Here is a 455-nt window from a genome sequence, read left to right as displayed (position 1 = left end):
TGACGCAGATCCGTGAATATGGCGAAGGCGGAATCCTGTCCAAAATTACCGACGCCGATGCGAAACTCGAGGCGGCAAACCGCGCTGCCGGTCAAAAGGAACTCGTACGCCAGGCGCACGAAGCGGTGCCCATTCGCCTCGCCCGCGACGCCACGCGCCGTGCGGTCGAGCGGAGCTTTGCGCTGCCACTCAAAGCGGCCGGTTTCGACGCGACCGTCAAGGTGCGCTTCGCGGATGAGGGGCGCGACGGCAGCGAAGTGTGGGATACGACCAAGTCGATCGCCGAAGTTCTGGCAAACCGCCAATAAGGCGTGACGCGGTTCCTCCAGCGCCAATCCAATGGTATAGAGCCCCAGCGATTCGGTTTCGTCGGGGGGCGAATATGGCATCTTTAGCAGAACCACATTCCGCGGTCGCGAAAGACGATCGTTTCTTTTTCATCACTTCGCTGATTA

The 455-nt window shown here is 60.2% G+C and carries 1 protein-coding gene; it reads left to right on the top strand.

Annotation, left to right across the window (positions count from 1 at the left end):
• Positions 1-308, top strand: a 308-nt coding sequence (locus AACY49_RS30955; protein WP_339528117.1) for a hypothetical protein, incomplete at its 5' end; no start/stop codon positions are given.
• Positions 309-455: the final 147 nt, after the last annotated feature.

Origin of the sequence: Pseudomonas sp. EL_65y_Pfl2_R96 (genome assembly GCF_963970905.1) — a bacterium.
Classification (GTDB): Bacteria; Pseudomonadota; Gammaproteobacteria; order Pseudomonadales; family Pseudomonadaceae; genus Aquipseudomonas.
Note: the sequence above shows the minus strand (reverse complement) of the source record. Positions and strands in the feature narration are given on the sequence as shown.